Genomic DNA, 16,841 nt, shown 5'->3' on the forward strand with positions numbered 1-16,841 from the left:
GCGACGCATCGAACCGCGCATCCGCCACCCACTCCTGGAGCAGCGACAACACCCGACCCGTCTCCGCGTGCACAGCACCCGGCACATCCACCGCGTCAACGGCCTCGCCCTCGCACGACACCACCACAACCGCCGGGACGACACCACCCTCCGCGGCAACGACCCGCAGCATCGCCAGATCCGCGAACGCCTGCGCACCCGCACCCAGCACCAACCAGTCATCGACCGCACCCGCCGAACCACCCGACGGCACCACCGACCACTCCACCCCGAACAACGCATCGCGGGTGGCGTCCTGGGCCGTGCCGAGCTGGTCGCGATTCACGGCCCGCAGCGCAAGCCCGGCCACAGAGGCGACCGGTTCCCCGGCGGCGTCGGCGATCGTGAGGGCCACTTCGCCGCCACGGGTGGACGCGAGTCGTACCCGGAGCGCGGTGGCACCGACGGCGTGCAGGGACACGCCCGACCAGGAGAACGGCAGGCGTCCTTCGCCGCTCCCGTCCTCCGTGCCGCCGAGCCCCAGCGCGTGGAGCGCCGCGTCCAGCAGGGCGGGGTGCAGGCCGAACCGTGCGCCCTCCGCCTCGGCGCTCTCCGGTAGCGCCACCTCGGCGTAGACGTCACCGTCATGGCGCCAGGCGGCGCGGAGGCCCTGGAACACCGGTCCGTACCCGAAACCGGCGTCGGCGAGGCCCTCGTACAGTCCCTCCACCGCGACCGGCTCCGCCCCGGCCGGCGGCCAGACGGTCAGGTCCTGCGGAGCCTGCTCGGCCCCGGCCGCCAGCACACCGGTGGCATGGCGGGTCCAGGGCAGCTCGCTGTCCGCGCCCTCGGTCCGGGAGTGGAGCGCGAGGGTGCGCCGGCCCGCCGGATCGGCGGCGCCGACCGAGAGCCGGAGCTGCACACCGGTGTGCTCGGGCAGCACCAGCGGGGCCTCGAGGGTGAGCTCGTCGACCCGGTCGCAGCCGACCCGATCGCCGGCGCACAGGGCCAGCTCGACGAACGCCGTGCCCGGCAGCAGGACGGAACCCATGACGGCGTGGTCCGCGAGCCAGGGGTGCGTGGTCAGGGACAGCCTGCCGGTGAAGAGGAAGCCGTCCGAGTCGGGCAGTTCGACCGCCGCGCCGAGCAGCGGGTGGTCCGTCGCACCGAGTCCGGCGGAGGCGACGTCACCCTGCGAGCGGCCCGCGTCGAGCCAGTACGCGGCGCGTTGGAAGGCGTAGGTGGGCAGGTCGACGCGCCGGGCGCCGGTCGGGGCGTAGAAGGCCCGCCAGTCGACGGGAACGCCGCGCGCATGCGCGGTGGCGAGTGCCGAGAGCAGCGTCCCGGCCTCCTCGCGCCCGGCGCGCAGGGCGGGTGCGAAGGTGCTCGCGTCCGCGTCGCCGGTCAGGCACTCCTGGGCCAGGGCGGACAGGACTCCGTCCGGGCCGAGTTCGAGGTACGTGGTGACCCCGGCGGCCTCCAGGGCACGGACTCCGTCCAGGAACCGGACCGCCTCGCGGACGTGCCGCACCCAGAAGTCCGCCGAACCCATCTCGTCCGTGACCAGCGCACCGGTCAGGTTCGAGACGACCGGGATGCGCGGGGACTCGTACGAGATCCCCTCCGCGACCTCGCGGAACGCGTCCAGCATGCCGTCCATGTGGGGCGAGTGGAACGCATGGCTGACGGTCAGGCGCTTGGTCTTACGACCCTGCGCCTCGAAGGACCCGGCGATGGTCACCGCGTCCGCCTCGTCGCCCGCGATCACGACCGACTGCGGCCCGTTGATCGCGGCGATGCTGACCCGGTCCGTCAGCAGCGGCAGGACCTCGTCCTCCGACGCCTGCACCGCGATCATCACGCCACCGGACGGCAACGCCTGCATCAACCGCCCACGGGCGGTAACCAGCGCGCACGCGTCCTCCAGCGAGAACACCCCCGCCACATGCGCGGCGGCGATCTCACCGATCGAATGACCGGCCAGGAAGTCCGGCTTCACACCCCACGACTCCACCAGCCTGAACAACGCCACCTCGACCGCGAACAGCGCCGGCTGCGTGTACTCCGTCCGATCCAGCAGATCGCCGTCCGACCCGAACAGCAGCTCCTTGAGCGGCAGTTCGAGCCGCGCGCACACCGCGTCCAGCGCCTCCGCGAACACCGGATACGCGTCGTACAGCTCGCGGCCCATGCCCAGCCGCTGGCTGCCCTGCCCGGTGAACAGGAACGCCAGCTTCCCGGCGACCGGCGAGCCCGAGACGACACCCGGCGCCGAGCGGCCCTCGGCCAGTGCGGTGAGCGCCGCGCGGAAGCCGTCGCGGTCCGGGGCGACGACCGTGGCGCGGTGGTCGAAGACCGCCCGGCCGGTGGCCAGCGAGTAGCCGGTGTCGGCCGGTGCCTGCGAGGGGTGGGCGTCCAGGTGGGACAGCAGGCGTCCGGCCTGGGCGCGCAGGGCGTCGGGGGTCCGGGCGGAGAGGATCCAGGGGAGGGCGGCCGGGACCGGCTGCGGGCGGGCGGGGGCGGGTGCGTCGGCGGTGGGGTCCGCGCCGGCGTCGGGGGCGAGCTCGATGATGGCGTGCGCGTTCGTACCGCTCATGCCGAAGGAGGACACACCGGCGCGGCGGGGGCGGCCGGTCTCGGGCCAGGCGCGCTGCTCGGTGAGCAGCGAGACGGCGCCGGCCGACCAGTCCACGTGCGGGGACGGTTCGTCGACGTGCAGCGTCTGCGGGAGCACCCCGTGGCGCATGGCCTGGACCATCTTGATGATGCCGGCGACGCCGGCGGCGGCCTGGGTGTGGCCGAAGTTGGACTTGATCGAGCCGAGCCACAGGGGGCTGTCCGCAGGGCGGTCCTGGCCGTAGGTGGCGAGCAGCGCCTGCGCCTCGATGGGGTCGCCCAGGCGGGTGCCGGTGCCGTGCGCCTCGACCGCGTCGACCTCTGCGGCCGACAGGCCGGCGTTGGCGAGGGCCTGGCGGATGACGCGCTGCTGGGACGGACCGTTGGGGGCGGTGAGGCCGTTGCTGGCGCCGTCCTGGTTGACGGCGGTGCCCCGGACGACGGCCAGGACCTGGTGGCCGTTGCGGCGGGCGTCCGAGAGGCGCTCGACGAGGAGCATGCCGACGCCCTCGCCCCAGGCGGTCCCGTCGGCGGCGGCGGCGAACGGCTTGCAGCGGCCGTCGCTCGCGAGGCCGCGCTGGCGGCTGAACTCGGTGAAGACGTCGGGGGTGGTGATGATGGTGACGCCGCCCGCCAGGGCCATGTCGCACTCGCCGTTGCGCAGTGCCTGCGCGGCGAGGTGCAGGGCCACCAGCGACGAGGAGCAGGCCGTGTCGACGGTGACGGCGGGGCCTTCGAAGCCGAAGGTGTACGAGACCCGGCCGGAGGCGATGCTGCTGGAGCCGCCGGTGCCGAGGTAGCCCTCGACGCCTTCGGGGACGGTGTTCAGCCGGGACACGTAGTCGTTGTGCATCTGGCCGACGAACACGCCGACCTGTTCGCCGCGCAGGCCCGTCGGGTCGATCCCGGCGCGCTCGAAGGCCTCCCAGGAGGTTTCGAGGAGCAGCCGCTGCTGCGGGTCCATGGCGAGGGCTTCGCGCGGGTTGATGCCGAAGAACGCCGGGTCGAAGTGGTGGGCTTCGTAGAAGAAGCCGCCCTCCCTGGCGTAGGAGGTGCCGGGGCTGTCCGGGTCGGGGTCGTACAGCGCCTCGGTGTCCCAGCCGCGGTCGTCGGGCAGGTGGGAGATGCCGTCGCGGCCCTCGGCGAGGAGGTTCCACAGGTCCTCGGGGGTACGGACGTCCCCGGGGAAGCGGCAGCTCATGGCGACGATCGCGATGGGGTCGTCGGCCTCGACGGCGGTGGCGGCGACCCGTGGCAGGGCGGCGGCCGCCTCGGAGCCGAGGAGTTCCTCCTTGAGGTAGCCGGCGAGCACCGTGGGGGTCGGGTAGTCGAAGACCACGGTGGCGGGCAACCGGATGCCGGCGGTCGCGCCGAGCCGGTTGCGGAACTCGACGGCGGTGAGCGAGTCGAAGCCGAGGTCCTTGAAGGCGCGGGTGGGTTCGACGGCGTCGGGGGTGGCGTGGCCGAGTACGGCCGCCACCTGGTTGCGTACGAGGTCGAGGAGGAGCGGGTCGCGCTCGTTCTCGGGGAGTCGTACGAGCTGTTCGACGAGCGGGGTGCCGGTGCCGGTGGTGGTGGCTTCGACGGCGCGGCGGGCGGGGGCGCGGACGAGGCCGCGCAGCAGCGCGGGGACCATGTTGGCGTCGGCCTGGCGCAGGGGCGCGAGGTCGAGCTGCATGGGTACGAGGAGGGCGTCGCCGATGTGGCGGGCGGTGTCGAGGAGTGCCAGTCCTTCCTCGCTGGAGAGGCCGAGGACGCCGGACCGGGTCATCCGGTCCTTGTCGGCGGTGTCGAGTTCGCCGGTCATCCCGCTGGCCTCGGCCCACAGACCCCAGGCGAGGGAGGTGGCGGCGAGACCGTGGGCCTGCCGGTGGCGGGCGAGGGCGTCGAGGAAGACGTTCGCGGCCGCGTAGTTGGCCTGGCCCGCGCCGCCGAAGGTGCCGGCGGCGGAGGAGAACAGCACGAAGTCGGCCAGGTCGAGGTGGCGGGTCAGTTCGTGCAGGTGGAGGGCCGCGTCCGCCTTGGGCCGCAGGACGTGGTCGACGCGCTCGGGGGTGAGGGCGTCGACGACGCCGTCGTCGAGGACGCCGGCGGTGTGGATGACGGCGGTCAGCGGGTGTTCGGCCGGTACGGCGTCGATGAGCGCGGCGAGCGCGCCGCGGTCGGCGGCGTCGCAGGCGGCGAGGGTGACGTCGGCGCCCAGGGCCCGCAGTTCGGCGGCGAGTTCGGCGGCGCCCGCGGCGGCCTCGCCGCGGCGGCTGGTGAGCAGCAGGTGGCGCGCGCCGCGGGTGGTGACGGCGTGTCGGGCGACGAGCGCGCCGAGGGTGCCGGTGCCGCCGGTGATCAGGACGGTGCCGTGCGGGTTCCACTCGGCGGGCAGGGTGAGCACGATCTTGCCGACGTGGCGTGCCTGGCTGAGGTAGCGGAACGCCTCGGGGGCCTGCCGGAGGTCCCAGGCGGAGACCGGTACGGGGCGCAGTGCGCCGGTGCGGAAGAGGGCGAGCAGCTCGGTGAGCATCTCCTGGATGCGGTCCAGGCCGGCTTCGGTCAGGTCGAAGGCCCGGTAGGTGACGCCGGGGTGGGCGTCCGCTACGTCCTGGGGGGAGCGGACGTCGGTCTTGCCCATTTCGACGAAGCGTCCGCCGCGCGGCAGGAGCCGCAGGGAGGCGTCGACGAATTCCCGGGCGAGGGAGTCGAGGACGACGTCGACGCCGCGTCCCGCGGTGGCCGTACGGAAGGTGTCCTCGAAGTCGAGGGTGCGGGAGGAGGCGATGCGGTCGTCGGTGAGTCCGAGTCCGCGGAGGGTGTCCCACTTGCCGGGGCTCGCCGTGGCGTAGACGTCGGCGCCCCAGTGGCGGGCGAGTTGGACGGCGGCCATGCCGACGCCGCCGGCGGCGGCGTGCACGAGGAGCGCTTCGCCGTCGCGCAGTCCGGCGAGGTCGTGGAGCGCGTAGTACGCCGTCATGAAGACGATCGGTACGGCGGCGGCCTCGGCGAAGGTCCAGCCCTCGGGCATGGGGGCGATCATGCGGCGGTCGACGACGGTGAGGGGGCCGAACGCGCCGGGCAGCATGCCCATGACGCGGTCGCCGGGTGCGAGGTCGGTGACGCCGGGTCCGGTCTCCAGGACGATGCCGGCGCCTTCGCTGCCCATGAGGCCCGGGTCGCCGGGGTACATGCCGAGGGCGTTGAGCACGTCGCGGAAGTTGAGGCCGGCGGCGCGGACGGCGACGCGGACCTGGCCGGGCTCCAGGGGTGCCTCGGACTCCGGGCTGGGGACGAGGGTGAGGTTGTCGAGGGTGCCCTTGTCCTCGATGTCCATGCGCCAGGCGGTCCCGTCCCGGGGCGGGGTCAGCCGGGTGGTGGCGGGGACGCGGGCGAGCCGGGGGGCGTGGACGGTGCCGCGGCGGACGGCGAGTTGCGGTTCGCCGGTGGCGAGTGCGGCGGCTAGGACGTCCGCCGAGGCGGGGTCGGAGTCGAGGTCGGCGAGGACGAACCGGTCGGGGTTCTCGGACTGGGCGGTGCGGACGAGGCCCCACACGGGTGCGTGGGCCAGGTCGGCGAGGTCCCAGTCGCCCTGGGTGGCGACGGCGCCCCGGGTGACGAACACCAGGCGGGAGGCGGCGAACCGGTCGTCGGCGAGCCATGCCTTGACCAGGCCGAGCGCCTGGTGGGTGGCGGTGTGGACGGTGTCCGTGAGGGGGCCGGTGGCCGTTCCGGAGGTGAGGTCGGCCAGGACGTACGCGGGTGTCGGGGCGCCTGCGTCGAGGGACGCGCGCAGGGCGTCCAGGTCGGCGTGTGCGCGGCCGGGCAGGGTGGTGGTGGGCGCGCCGATGACCGCCCGGTCGTCGGCGCCGGCCGGGGTCGCGGCGGGCGGCACGGTGGCCCAGTCGAGGCGGAACAGTGACTCGTGGTGGGCGCTGCGGGCGCCGCCGAGCTGGTCTGCGGAGACGGGCCGCAGCATCAGGTGGTCGACGGCGGCGACGGGCGCGCCGGTGGTGTCGGCGACCTGGAGGGCGAGGGAGTCCGGGCCGTCGGGGGTGAGGCGTACGCGCAGCGCGGAGGCGCCGACGGCGTGCAGGGACACGCCGCGCCAGGAGAACGGCAGCCGGCTCTGCCGGTCGCCGTCCGGGGCCGGCTGGACGAACGTGGCGTGCAGGGCGGCGTCGAGCAGGGCCGGGTGCAGGCCGAACCGGGTGGCGTCGGCCTGCCGGTCGTCGGGCAGCGCGACCTCGGCGTACACGTCGTCGCCGAGCAGCCAGGCGGCGCGCAGGCCCTGGAAGACGGGGCCGTAGGCGAAGCCGCCCTGGCCGAGGTGCTCGTAGAGGCCGTCGACGCCGACGGCTTCGGCGCCCGGCGGCGGCCAGGCGGTCAGGTCGAAGGCGGCGGGTCGCGCGCCGGTGCCGAGGATGCCGCTCGCGTGGCGGGTCCACGGCTCGTCGGCGGGGGCGTCCGGGTCGCCGGAGTACACGTCGAGGGTGCGGCGGCCGGCCTGGTCGGGGGCGCCGACGACGATCTGGAGCCGTACGGCCGCGTGCGGGGCGAGGACCAGCGGGGCTTCGAGGGTGAGTTCTTCGAGGAGGTCGCACCCGGCCTCGTCGCCGGCGCGGATGGCGAGTTCGACGAAGGCGGTGCCCGGGAGCAGCACGGTGCCCATGACGGCGTGGTCGGCGAGCCAGGGGTGGGTGTCGAGCGAGAGGCGGCCGGTGAAGAGGAGTCCCTCGCCGTCGGCGAGGGCGACGGAGGCGCCGAGCAGCGGGTGGTGGGCGGCGCCCATACCTGCCGATTCGACGTCGCCGACGTACCCTTCGGGGGCTTCGAGCCAGAACCGTTCGCGCTGGAAGGCGTAGGTGGGCAGTTCGACGCGGCGGGCGCCGGTGCCGGCGAACCAGGCGTCCCAGTCCAGCGGTACGCCGCGGGTGTGGGCGGCGGCGAGGGCGGCGGTCAGGGCTTCGGCCTCGCCGCGGTCGTGGCGCAGCGCCGGGAGGAAGACGGGGGCGTCCGCCGGGTCGGCGGGGTCGGGCAGGCAATCGCGGCCGAGGCCGGACAGGACGCCCCGGGGGCCGATTTCCAGGTAGGTGGTGACGTGTTCGGCGTCCAGGGTGCGGATGCCGTCGAGGAAGCGGACCGCTTCGCGGACATGGGAGACCCAGTGGTCGGCGGTGCGCAGTGCGTCGTCGGCGATCCGTCCGGTGAGGTTGGTGACGATCGGGAGCGCCGGGGCGTGGTAGGTGAGGGATTCGGCGACCTCGCGGAACGCGTCGAGCATGCCGTCCATGAGGGGCGAGTGGAAGGCGTGGCTGACGGTGAGGCGCTTGGTCCGCCGGCCGCGGCGCTCGAACTCTGCGGCGATCTCCAGGGCGAGGGTCTCCTCGCCGGAGATGACGACGGCGGAGGAGGAGTTGACGGCGGCGATGGCGATGCGGTCGTCGTGGCCCGCGAGGAGCGGCAGCACCTCGTCCTCGGTGGCGGTCAGCGCGATCATGGCGCCGCCCTCGGGCAGGGCCTGCATGAGCCGGCCCCGGGCGGCGACGAGGGTGGCCGCGTCGGTCAGCGAGAGGACGCCCGCGACGTGCGCGGCGGTGATCTCGCCGATGGAGTGTCCGCTGACGAAGTCGGGGCGTACGCCCCGGGCTTCGACGAGCCGGTAGAGCGCGGTCTCCAGGGCGAACAGGGCGGGCTGGGTGTAGCCGGTCCGGTTCAGGAGGTCGCCGTCGTCGCCGAACAGAACGTCCTTCAGCGGCTGTTCGAGGTGCGGGTCGAGGGCGGCGCAGACCGCGTCCAGCGCCTCGGCGAACACCGGATAGGTGTCGTACAGTTCGCGGCCCATGCCGGGGCGCTGGCTGCCCTGTCCGGTGAACAGGACGGCGGTTCGGCCGTCGGCGGTGGTGTGGCGGACGAGCCGGGGGCTGTCGTGGCCCTCGGCGAGGGCGGTCAGCCCGGCGAGGAGTTCGTCGCGGTCGTGGGCGACGACGGCGGCGCGCCGGTCGAGGGCGGTGCGGGTGGTGGCGAGGGAGAGCGCCAGGTCGGCGGGGGCGGTGTCCGGTCGCTCCCGGAGGTGGTCGATGAGCCGTGCCGCCTGGGCGCTCAGCGCCGCCGGGGTGCGGCCGGAGAGGGTGAAGGGCAGGGGTGTGCCGGCGGGAAGGGTTGCCGTGGTGGGGGTGTCGTCGGCGGGCGGCTGCTCGATGATGACGTGCGCGTTCGTACCGCTGACGCCGAACGAGGAGATGCCCGCGCGGCGGGGGCGGCCCGGGTCGGGCCAGTCGGTGGCCTCGGTCAGCAGGGAGACCGCGCCGGCGGACCAGTCGATGTGCGGGGAGGGTTCGCCGATGTGCAGCGACGGCGGCAGGACGCCGTGGCGCATGGCGAGCACCATCTTGATGATGCCGGCGGCGCCGGCGGCGGCCTGGGTGTGGCCGATGTTGGACTTGATCGAGCCGAGCCTGAGCGGCCGGTCGTCCGGGCGGCCCTGGCCGTAGGTGGCGAGCAGGGCCTGCGCCTCGATGGGGTCGCCGAGGGTGGTGCCGGTGCCGTGCGCCTCGACGGCGTCGACGTCGGCGGTGGTGAGCCCGGCGTTGGCGAGGGCCTGGCGGATGACGCGCTGCTGGGAGGGGCCGTTGGGGGCGGTCAGGCCGTTGCTGGCGCCGTCCTGGTTGACGGCGGTGCCCCGGACGACGGCCAGGACCTGGTGGCCGTTGCGGCGGGCGTCCGAGAGGCGCTCGACGAGGATCATGCCCGCGCCTTCGGCCCAGCCGGTGCCGTCCGCGTCGGCGGAGAACGACTTGCAGCGGCCGTCGGTGGCGAGGCCCCGCTGGCGGCTGAAGTCGATGAAGGTGTCGGGGGTGGACATCACGGTGACGCCGCCCGCCAGGGCCATGTCGCACTCGCCGTTGCGCAGTGCCTGCGCGGCGAGGTGCAGGGCCACCAGCGACGAGGAGCAGGCCGTGTCGACGGTGACGGCCGGGCCTTCCAGGCCGAGGGTGTAGGAGATGCGGCCGGAGGCGACGCTGCCGGCGGTGCCGGTGCCGAGGTAGCCCTCCAGGCCTTCGGGGACGGCCGGGAGTCGTGTGAGGTAGTCGTGGTACATGACACCGGCGAACACACCGGTGCGGCTGCCGCGCACGGACGACGGGTCGATCCCGGCCCGCTCGAATGCCTCCCAGGAGGTTTCCAGCAGGAGCCGCTGGTGCGGGTCCATGGCGAGGGCTTCGCGCGGGTTGATGCCGAAGAAGTCCGCGTCGAAGTCGGCGGCGTCGTGGAGGAAGCCGCCCTCGCGGGTGTACGAGGTGCCGGCCCGGCCGGGGTCGGAGTCGTACAGCGCGTCCAGGTTCCAGCCGCGGTCGGTGGGGAACGGCGATATCGCGTCGGTGGAGCCGGCGACGAGCTCCCACAGCTCCTCGGGGCTGGTGATGCCGCCGGGGTAGCGGCAGCTCATGCCGACGATGGCGATGAGGTCGTCGTCGGGACCGGTGGTGGCGGCGACCGGAGCGGAGGCCGCGTCCTCGCCGAGGAGTTCGGTCCGCAGGAACGCGCCCAGGGCGTTGGGGGTCGGGTAGTCGAAGACGAGGGTGGCGGGCAGCCGCACCCCGGTGGCGGAGCCGAGCCGGTTGCGCAGCTCGACGGCGGTGAGCGAGTCGAAGCCCAGTTCCTTGAAGGCGCGGCCGGGGTCGACGGCCTCCGGACCGGGGTAGCCGAGGACGGCGGCGACCTGGACGCGAACGGTGTCCAGCAGCAGCCGGTCGCGTTCGGCGGCCGTCAGCGGCAGGAGCCGCTCGGCGAGGCCGCCGGCGGGCGCGCTGTCCGGGGTGTCGGCGGCGCGGCGGGCGGGGGCGCGGACGAGGCCGCGCAGCAGCGCGGGGACCATGCCGGCGTCGGCGTGGCGCAGTGCCGCCAGGTCCAGGTGCATGGGGACGGCGGTGGGGTCGCCGACGGCGCGGGCGGTGTCCAGCAGGGCGAGGCCCTCGGTGGAGGACAGCGCGGCGACTCCGGCGCGGGAGATGCGCTCGATGTCGGCGTCGGCGAGGTCCGAGGTCATGCCGCTGCGTTCGGCCCACAGGCCCCAGGCGAGGGCGGTGGCGGGCAGCCCCTCGGCGCGGCGGCGGTGGGCGAGCGCGTCGAGGAAGGCGTTGGCGGCGGCGTAGTTGGCCTGGCCGGGGCCGCCGAGGGTGCCGGCGGCGGCGGAGAACAGGACGAACGCCGCGAGGTCCGCGTCCCGTGTCAGTTCGTGCAGGTGGACGGCGGCATCGAGTTTGGCGGGCAGGACGTGGTCGACGCGCTCGGGGGTGAGCGCTTCGAGGATCCCGTCGTCGAGGACGCCGGCGGTGTGGACGACGGCGGTCAGCGGGTGTTCGGCCGGTACGGCGTCGATGAGCGCGGCGAGCGCGCCGCGGTCGGCGGCGTCACAGGCGGCGAGGGTGACGTCGGCGCCCAAGGCCCGCAGTTCGGCGGCGAGTTCGGCGGCGCCCGCGGCGGCCTCGCCGCGGCGGCTGGTGAGCAGCAGGTGGCGTACGCCGTGCTCGGTGACCAGGTGTCGGGCGACGAGGCCGCCGAGGGTGCCGGTGGCGCCGGTGACCAGGGCGGTGCCCTCGGGGTCGAGGGCGGGCGCTTCCTGGCCGGGTGCGGCGGCGACGCGGGCGAGCCGGGGCACCAGCGCCGTGCCCTCGCGGAGGGCGAGCTGCGGTTCGGCGGTGGCGAGCGCGGCGGGCAGGGCGTGCCGGGATTCGGGACGTCCGTCCAGGTCGAGCAGGACGAAACGGTCCGGGTGCTCGGACTGCGCGGAGCGCAGCAGGCCCCACAGCGGGGCGTGGGCCAGGTCGGCGACGTCGGACGCGGCGGTGGTGGCGACGGCGTCGTGGGTGACGAACACCAGGCGGGAGCCGGCGAGGCGGTCGTCGGCGAGCCAGGCCTGGGCGAGTTCCAGGGCGCGGTGCAGCGCTTCCCGGGCGGTGCCGGGCAGGTCGGTGTCGACGGGCGTGCGCGTGGGGGCGCCGTACGCGGGGAAGGGGACGACGACGGTACGCGGGACGGGGCCGCCCGCGTCCAGCGCCGCGCCGAGGGCGGCGAGGTCGGCGTGGATCGCGGCGGTGGGCAGGGCGGTGGCCGTCGGGGTGTCGGCGTCGCCCAGCAGCGCCCACTGGCCGGCGGCGACGGTGAGGGCCGCCGGGAGGGGCATACCGGTCCACTCGACCCGGAACAGCGATTCGTGGAAGGCCGTGCGCGCGGCGTGGACTTGGTCCGGGGAGACGGGCCGCAGCAGCAGCGCGTCGACGGAGGCGACGGGTGCGCCGGTCTCGTCGGCGAGGGCCACCGACACCGTGTCGTTGCCCGCGGGTGCGAGCCGTACGCGCAGGGCGCGGGCGCCCACGGCGTGGAGCGTGACGCCGCTCCAGGAGAACGGCAGCCTGCCGTGCTCGGTGTCCTCCAGGAGGGAGCCGATGCCGACGGCGTGCAGCGCGGCGTCCAGCAGCGCGGGGTGCAGGCCGAACAGGGTGGCCTCGTCGTGGGCGGCCCGGGGCAGGCGGACCTCGGCGAACACCTCGTCGCCGCGCTGCCAGGCGGCGCCCAGCCCCTGGAAGACGGGGCCGTAGGCGAATCCGGACCCGGCGAGGTAGTCGTACAGGCCTTCGACGTCGACCTCGGTGGCGCCCTTCGGCGGCCAGCTGGTGAGGTCGGTGGTGGCGGGCTCGTGGCCCGCGGGGGCGGCCGGGGCGAGCACGCCGGTGGCGTGCCGGGTCCAGGCGCCCTCGCCCCAGGTGTCGTCGGCGGCGTCCTCGGGCCGGGAGTGGAGGGTCAGGGAGCGGCGGCCGTCGGTGTCGGGCGCGCCCACGGCGAGCTGGATCTGCACGCCCCCGTGCGGGGGCAGCACCAGGGGTGCTTCGAGGGTGAGTTCGTCCAGCAGCGCGCACCCGGTGTGGTCGCCCGCCTGGAGCGCCAGCTCGACGAAGGCGGTGCCGGGCAGCAGGACGGTGTCCATCACCGTGTGGTCGGCGAGCCAGGGGTGGGTGGCCAGCGAGAGGCGGCCGGTGAACAGGTGCCCGTCGCCGTCCGCCAGCGCGATGGCCGCGCCCAGCAGCGGGTGGTCGGCGGAGCCGATGCCGGCGGCGGTCACGTCGCCGGCCCAGGCGGCGGGCTGCTCGGGCCAGTACAGCTCGCGCTGGAAGGCGTACGTGGGCAGGTCGACGCGGGCGGCGCCGCGCCCGGCGAAGACGGCGGACCAGTCGACGGCGACGCCGTGGACGTGGGCTCGGGCGACGGCCGTGGCGAGCGCGGCCGCCTCGGGGCGGTCGCCGCGCAGGACGGGTACGAAGACGGCGTCCTGGTCGGTGACGCACTCCTGCGCCAGGGCGGTGAGGACTCCCCCGGGGCCGATCTCGACGAAGGTGGAGACGCCCTGCGCGGCGAGCCGGCGGACACCGTCGTGGAAGCGGACGGCCTCGCGGACGTGGCGGACCCAGTAGTCGGCGGTGCAGATCTCGTCCGCGGTGACGGAGGCGCCGGTCAGGTTGGAGACGAGGGGGATGACGGGCGGGGCGTACGCGACGGACTCGGCGACCTCGCGGAAGGCGTCGAGCATGCCGTCCATCAGGGGCGAGTGGAAGGCGTGGCTGACGGCCAGCCGCTTGGTGCGGCGGCCGAGGGCGCCCAAGGTCGCGGCGAGTGCCGTGGCGGCGTCCTCGTCGCCCGAGACGACGACGGAACGGGGGCCGTTGACGGCCGCGATGCCCACCCGGTCGGTGAGCAGCGGCAGCACCTCGTCCTCGGTGGCCTCGACGGCGATCATCGCGCCGCCGGCGGGCAGGGCCTGCATCAGCCGGCCGCGTGCGGCGACGAGCCTGGCCGCGTCCGCGAGGGTGAGGACGCCCGACACGTGGGCGGCGACCAGCTCGCCGATGGAGTGGCCGATGAGGAAGTCGGGGGTGACGCCCCACTGTTCGAGCTGGCGGTGGAGGGCGACCTCGACGGCGAACAGCGCCGGCTGGGTGTAGGCGGTCTGGTCGAGCAGGGCCGCTTCGGCGGTTCCCTCCTCGGCGAACATGACGTCGTACAGGGGCCGTTCGAGGTGCCGGTCGAGCTCGGCGGTCACCTCGTCCAGGGCCCGGGCGAAGCCGGGGTGGGTGGCGTACAGCTCGCGGCCCGCGCCGAGGCGCTGGCTGCCCTGACCGGAGAAGAGGAACGCCGTCTTGCCCTCGCCCGTGGCGCCCAGGACGTGATCGGCACCCTGGTCGCCGGCGGCGAGCGCCGCGAGGTCGGCGAGCAGGGCGTCGCGGTCGGCGCTGAACAGTACGGCCCTGCGGTCCAGCGAGGAGCGGCTGGTGGCCAGGGAGAAGCCGAGATCGATCAGCCCGGCGGGGTCGGCGGCGAGCCCGGGGTGGGCGCGCAGGTGGGCGGCGAGCCGGTCGGCCTGGGCGCGCAGGGCGACGTCGCCCTGGCCCGACACGAGCAGCGGCACGGGGCCGGTGGCGCCGTCGGCCGGCCGCTCGGCGGGCGCCGTCCCGTCGTCGGCGGTCCCGTCCGGTTCGCCGGCGGGCGGGGCCTGCTCGATGACGGTGTGCGCGTTGGTCCCGCTGACGCCGAAGGACGAGATGCCGGCGCGGCGGGGTCGGCCGGTCTCCGGCCACGGCACGGTCTCGGTCAGCAGCCTGACGTCACCGGCGGCCCAGTCGACGTTGGCGGACGGCCGGTCGATGTGCAGCGACTCGGGCAGGACGCCGTGGTGGATCGCCTGCACCATCTTGATGATGCCCGCGACACCGGCGGCGGCCTGGGTGTGCCCGATGTTCGACTTGATCGAGCCGAGCCACAGCGGGCTGCCGTCGGGCCGGTTGCGGCCGTAGGTGGCGAGGATGGCCTGCGCCTCGATCGGGTCGCCCAGCGTCGTACCGGTGCCGTGGGCCTCTACGACGTCGACCTGTGCGGGGGTGAGCCCGGCGTTGGTGAGCGCCTGGCGGATGACGCGCTGCTGGGACGGCCCGTTGGGGGCCGTCAGGCCGTTGCTGGCGCCGTCCTGGTTGATCGCCGAACCGCGCACCACGGCGAGCACCGGGTGCCCGTTCTTGCGGGCGTCGGAGAGCCGCTCGACGAGCAGCATGCCGACGCCCTCGCCCCAGCCGGTGCCGTCGGCGCCATCGGCGAACGGCTTGCAGCGGCCGTCGGGGGCGAGCCCGCGCTGCCGGCTGAACTGGACGAACGCCCGCGGGCTCGACATGACGGTGACACCGCCCGCCAGCGCCAGCGAGCACTCGTCGTTGCGCAGTGCCTGCACGGCGAGGTGCAGGGCCACGAGCGACGAGGAGCAGGCGGTGTCGACGGTGACGGCCGGGCCTTCGAGCCCGAGGGTGTAGGAGATGCGGCCGGAGACGACGCTGGCGGCGTTTCCGGTGAGGAGGTATCCCTCGACGCCCTTCGGCACGGAACGCAGCAGTTCGGGGTAGTCCTGGCCGTTGGTGCCGATGAAGACACCGGCCTTGCTGCCGCGCAGCGTGGCCGGGTCTATTCCGGCTCTTTCGAGGGTTTCCCAGGAGGTTTCGAGCAGCAGGCGCTGCTGCGGGTCCATGCCGAGGGTTTCGCGCGGACTGATCCCGAAGAACGCGGCGTCGAATTCGCCGACGCCGTCGAGGAATCCGCCCTCACGGGTGTACGAGGTGCCCTGCTGGTCGGGGTCGGCGTCGTACAGCGACTCGATGTCCCAGCCACGGTCGGTGGGGAAGTCGGTGATCGCGTCCCGTCCCCCGGCCACCAGGTCCCACAGGTCCTCCGGCGACTCGATGCCACCGGGGAACCGGCAGCTCATGCCGACGATCGCGATCGGCTCCGGCTCCTGGGCCTCGACCTCGCGAAGGCGCTGCCGCGTCTGATGCAGATCGGCCGTCACCCGCTTCAGGTAGCCGAGGATCTTGTCCTGATCTGCCATTGGAACCTCACCCATGCTTATCGTCACAAACCCTTGCGCCTGCTACTGCCTGCTGTCCGCCGTGCTAAATGCCGAGCTCCTTCTCGATGAAGTCGAAGAGCTCGTCGGGCGTGGCCTCCTGGAGCTTCTCGGTCACGGCCTCGCCACGTGATGTGGTGTGCGGTTCACCCCATTTCGCCAGGAGGGCCTGCAGACGCAGCGCGATGTCGGTACGCGTTTCACTGTCGGGGGCGTCCGGGTCGAGGACGGAGAGCGCGGACTCCAGCTTTTCGAGTTCCGCGATTCCCGGGGCGGCCCCACCGCTGCCGTCCTGGGTGATCTCGGCCCGGAGGAAGTCGGCCAGCACCGCCGGGGTCGGGTGGTCGAACACGAGCGTGGCCGGGAGCCGCAGCCCGGTGGCGGCGTTGAGGCGGTTGCGCAGCTCCAAGGCGATCAGGGAGTCGAAGCCCAGTTCCTTGAACGCGCGTCCCGCGCCCACCTCGTCGGTGGTGGGGTGGCCCAGTGCGGTGGCCGCGTGGGAGCGGACCAGTTCGAGCACGGCCAGGGCCTGTTCGGCCTGCGGCATGACGGCGAGCCGCTTGCGCAGCGCCTCGGCCGGGGAGTGCTCCCCGGCGCCCGGCTCGCCGGTGGCCGCCGATGTCTCGGCGAGCCGCCGTACCTCGGGCAGGTCGGAGAGGAAGGGACTGCGCCGTACGGCGGTGTAGCCGGGCTGGAACCTCTCCCACTGGATGTCGGCGACGGCCACGGCCGCCTCCGCGTGGTCGAGGGCCTGCTGGAGCGCGCCGATCGCCGAACGCGGCGCCATGGCGGGCACCCCGCCCCGGTCCAGCCGCTCACCGATCGCGCCGCCCGCCGCGAGGCCACTGTCACCCCAGCGGCCCCAGGCCACGGACGTCGCGGCCAGTCCGTCGGACTGCCGCTGCTCGGCGAGGGCGTCCAGGTAGGCGTTCGCGGCCGCGTAGTTGCCCTGCCCCGCGTCACCGAGCGTGCCGGCGACACCGGAGAAGAGGACGAACGCGGACAGCTCCAGGTCGCGGGTCAGCTCGTGCAGGGTGAGCGCCGCGTCCGCCTTGGGGGCGAGCACGGTCGCGAACCGCTCGGGGGTCAGCGCGTCGATGACGCCGTCGTCCAGGACACCGGCCGTGTGCATCACGGCCGTCAGCGGCCGGTGGTCCGGGACGGTCGCGAGGAGGGCGGTGACGGCGTCGCGGTCGGCCATGTCGCAGGCGGTGATGGTGACGTCGGCGCCCAGGGCGGTGAGTTCGTCGCGGAGTTCGATGGCGCCGGGGGCGTCGATGCCGCGGCGGCTGGTGAGCAGCAGGTGCTCGGCGCCGTT

Annotated in this window: 2 protein-coding genes; both read right to left on the reverse strand. The window is 74.6% G+C overall.

Annotated elements, in window-relative coordinates:
- Nucleotides 1-15,505, reverse strand: a 15,505-nt coding sequence (locus ACFVXJ_RS30625; protein WP_389666653.1) for an SDR family NAD(P)-dependent oxidoreductase, incomplete at its 3' end; no start/stop codon positions are given.
- A 64-nt stretch (nt 15,506-15,569) separates the two neighbouring features.
- The coding region (locus tag ACFVXJ_RS30630) for a KR domain-containing protein (protein ID WP_389666655.1) at nt 15,570-16,841 on the reverse strand (1,272 nt) is incomplete at its 5' end.

Source organism: Streptomyces sp. NPDC058279 (assembly GCF_042881255.1).
Lineage (GTDB): Bacteria > Actinomycetota > Actinomycetes > Streptomycetales > Streptomycetaceae > Streptomyces.